At 45.6% G+C, this 3,416-nt stretch carries 4 protein-coding genes; all 4 read right to left on the bottom strand.

Features of this window, described 5'->3' with window-relative positions; all coding sequences use genetic code 11:
* Positions 1-214 precede the first annotated feature (214 nt).
* The 4 genes from FTU75_RS18075 to FTU75_RS18060 all read right to left on the bottom strand — a co-directional run bounded on the left by FTU75_RS18075 (position 215) and on the right by FTU75_RS18060 (position 3,270).
* Positions 215-439 carry a hypothetical protein gene (locus tag FTU75_RS18075; protein WP_000743213.1) on the bottom strand — a complete coding sequence of 75 codons (225 nt, stop codon included), beginning with the start codon at positions 437-439 and terminating at the stop codon, positions 215-217.
* The gene (locus FTU75_RS18070) at positions 436-1,173 is read right to left on the bottom strand and encodes a recombinase family protein (protein WP_001366550.1); all 738 of its coding nucleotides are present in this window, start codon (positions 1,171-1,173) and stop codon (positions 436-438) included. The genes FTU75_RS18075 and FTU75_RS18070 overlap by 4 nt, the downstream gene beginning before the upstream one ends.
* A gap of 147 nt (positions 1,174-1,320) precedes the next feature.
* Positions 1,321-2,487, bottom strand: a complete 1,167-nt coding sequence (locus FTU75_RS18065; protein ID WP_024160783.1) for a tetracycline-inactivating monooxygenase Tet(X3) — start codon at positions 2,485-2,487, stop codon at positions 1,321-1,323.
* A 189-nt stretch (positions 2,488-2,676) separates the two neighbouring features.
* Positions 2,677-3,270 carry a tyrosine-type recombinase/integrase gene (locus tag FTU75_RS18060; RefSeq protein WP_205779272.1) on the bottom strand — a complete coding sequence of 198 codons (594 nt, stop codon included), beginning with the start codon at positions 3,268-3,270 and terminating at the stop codon, positions 2,677-2,679.
* Positions 3,271-3,416 lie beyond the last annotated feature (146 nt).

Raw genomic sequence — 3,416 nt, 5'->3', positions numbered from 1 at the left:
GCATGTTCCGCGTCCTTGCAATACTGTGTTTACATACAGTCTATCGCTTAGCGGAAAGTTCTTTTACCCTCAGCCGAAATGCCTGCCGTTGCTAGACATTGCCAGCCAGTGCCCGTCACTCCCACTCGATTGTAAACAAGCACACAAAACCCTTTAGTGACAACAATTTGCAAGAACTATCAGGCTCAGTGCCATGAAAAATACCATGACCAGATCATGAGGTTGAACACGGCTTGCGCCGGCAGCGTTCACGCTCCTGGTCGGCGATCTCGCCCGGCTGCAATGCTAGCTCAGCATCGGTCATGCGCTCCAGCACGTCGCGTAGGCGGATGGTGCAAGGAATGGGCGGCAGCTCGAACTCATAGCCGCCGGCGATCATTTCGGCCGCAATCTCCTCGGTGATGAAAAACGGCTCGTCGTCTTGGTTCGGCTTCTTCATGCCCTTTCCTCCTGGCGCTCATCCTGGCCGACAGCGGCCAGGGCATCGGCTTCCGTCAATGCGTCCTCCACGAACGCGCCGTGCTGCTTCGCTTCGGCCTGGCTGACCTCGGCCCATATCCGTTTCACCTGGGCCGCACTGTACCCGGCCAGCTCGGCGGTCTTGTTGATGCTGTAGCCGGACTTGCGCAGCGCGACAACTTGGGCGCGGCGCTTCGGATCAGCACGGCGGCCCTTGTACCGCCCGGCCTGGCGGGCCAACTCAATGCCTTGGCGCTGGCGTTCGCGCCTGTCCTCGTAGTCGTCGCGGGCCATCTGCAAGGCCAGGCGAAAAAGCATGATCTGCACGGCTTCCAGCACGATCTTGGCGACGCCCTGGGCCTCGGCCGCCAGGTCGGATAGATCGACCACGCCAGGGACGGCCAGGCGTGCGCCTTTGGCCTGTATCGAGGCCACCAGGCGCTCGGCCTCGGGCAAAGGTAGGCGGCTGATGCGGTCGATCTTCTCGGCAATGACCACCTCGCCGGGCTGTAGGTCGCCGATCATGCGCAGCAGCTCAGGCCGGTCGGCGCGTGCGCCGGATGCCTTCTCACGGTAGATGCCGGCGACGTAGTAGCCGGCGGCCTTCGCGGCCGTAGTGATCGCCTCTTGGCGTTCCAAGTCCTGCGCGTCGGTGCTGACGCGCAGATAGACCCGCGCCACCATCGGCGCGGCTACTGGCTTCGTCCTGCGCATACTTGCGGGCTCCTTTGGGCATACTCAAATGCACCCATCTTAAACTGGCAGCTAATGTACAAAAGTTGATAGAAGCACACAAGTTCAATTTTGCACTTCTGCCCACTATTGCAAAACTGCTTGTTAGTAGCCGTTTTTTCTTACTGTTTATAGATTCAATAATTTTTGAAACGAAAAATTGGGACTAAACATTTCGGTTTCGTTTTCTGTCGATTCGTCCTGCGTATCTTTTGCATAAACAAACATTTGTTGTTCGTAGTTTTCGATGGCATTTTCAATACTTGTAAATTCTCCGTTTGTAAGGTTTTCAGACAATATCAAAGCATCCAATAATCCCGTATTTACACCCTGTCCTGCAAAAGGCGACATCAAATGAGCAGCATCGCCAATCATTGTTATGGGTAATGGACGGTTACTTTTCCAATCATTGTTCAAAGGAAATTTCCTTGTGGGCAAGCATTGAAATGTTGATACCGAACGTATTAATTGTTTGTAAACTTCACTCCATTTGGAAAATCTTTTCAATAAAAAATCGGCAACGCTGTTTCTGTCCTGAAAATCTAAGGGAATTTTATTTTTCCATTCATCGGGCGTTTTAAAACTAATTCCTAAATACAATGCACCATTATTATTGGGATTGGCAAACAATAAAATGCCCTGATGTCCCGCCATTAATCGGTTGCCGTTGCATAGCTGAAAAAATCCGGGACAGTTTATTTCCGGTTGAAGAATATCAGCTTGGATGTTGAAAGTACCGGTTTCTTCAACTTGCGTGTCGGTAACAAAGCTCCTTATTTTCGACATTCCACCATTGGCAAGAATAACCAAATCTGCTGTTTCACTCGGTTTATTCTCAAAAGTTAGTGTCCACTTCTTCTTACCAGGTTCAAGCATAACAAGTTTTCTATCCCAAATAACCGTGTCGTTTTCTAAACTATTCAACAAGATAGCCCTTAAGTCATTTCTGTTTATTTCAGGATTGTCAAATCGATTTTCGGGCTTTACATTTTTTGTGGATAAAATATTGCCTTTTTCATCAGCAATATTTACACCCATTGGTAAGGCTAAGTCATAATAAGTTTGTAACAATCCCGCTTTTTTCATTGCTTCCTGACCTGAACCTTTGTGTAGGTCAAGGGTTCCACCAAAAATTCTTGCCTCTCGGTCGTTGTCTCTTTCGTAAACTGAAACGTCTATGCCGTTTTGCTGTAATAATTTTGCCATAGTCAGTCCAACGGGTCCACCACCAATTATTGCAACGTTCTTATCACTAAGTAAATTCATTTGTTTGTCTGTATCTATTCGCATTGTCATTCAAAAATGGCACATAACAAGTGGCTATACGCCAAATGGCGTATATATCCACTATATCTTATTTTGCTAAACCTTTCATTATCAGTGACAAATCCGTTTTCAACCGTTTACCGTTCGTTTCTACTCTCTCAAAAGGATTTATATTCATAGTGCTTTTTGTTAAGTTTTGCTCAAATATACAAATCCTTTCTATATATCTAACAAATCCATCGGACTTTTTAATTGTTCCATTCCCTTGGTGGTAATATGTGTATAAACCTCAGTTGTTTTACTGCTTGAATGACCTAACAACGATTGAATATAACGTAAACTCGTACCATTCTCAAGCAAATGCGTTGCAAAGCTATGTCGTAAGGTATGTACAGTAACTTCCTTTTGAATCTTTGCTTTTAAAACAGCTGCTTTAAAAATGTTTTGAATACTTCGGCTTGAGTATGCGCCACCTTTTTGACCTTCAAATAAATAATCTTTTGGTTTATATTCCATAAAGTATGTTCTTAAAATAATTAATGTTTTCTCAGATAAAATGGTATAACGATCTCTTTTTCCTTTTGACTGTTCTATACGAATTTGCATGCGCTTGGAGTCAATGTCTTTTATTTTCAGGTTTATACATTCAGAAATGCGCAAACCTGCCGAATAAATAGTCATCAGAATAGCCTTGTGTTTCACGTTTTCAATAGCGCGTAGTACCCGAATGGTTTCTTCTTCACTCATCACAACAGGAAGTGTTTTTTCTTTTTTTGGTCTTTCGATGAAATATGTTTTCCGTTGTCCACCCAAAACACGTTCGTAATAAAACTGGCACTGTTGCAAAGTTAGCGATGAGGCAGCCTTTTGTCTTATTCAAAGGCCTTACATTTCAAAAACTCTGCTTACCAGGCGCATTTCGCCCAGGGGATCACCATAATAAAATGCTGAGGCCTGGC

It is taken from the genome of Acinetobacter sp. YH12140 (genome assembly GCF_013418475.1).
GTDB lineage: Bacteria > Pseudomonadota > Gammaproteobacteria > Pseudomonadales > Moraxellaceae > Acinetobacter > Acinetobacter amyesii.
Note: the sequence above shows the minus strand (reverse complement) of the source record. Positions and strands in the feature narration are given on the sequence as shown.

Bases quoted from the DNA above. Each gene is read 5' to 3' on its own strand.
- FTU75_RS18075 (WP_000743213.1), bottom strand. From the start codon at position 439: ATGAAGAAGCCGAACCAAGACGACGAGCCGTTTTTCATCACCGAGGAG.
- FTU75_RS18070 (WP_001366550.1), bottom strand. From the start codon at position 1,173: ATGCGCAGGACGAAGCCAGTAGCCGCGCCGATGGTGGCGCGGGTCTAT.
- FTU75_RS18065 (WP_024160783.1), bottom strand. From the start codon at position 2,487: ATGACAATGCGAATAGATACAGACAAACAAATGAATTTACTTAGTGAT.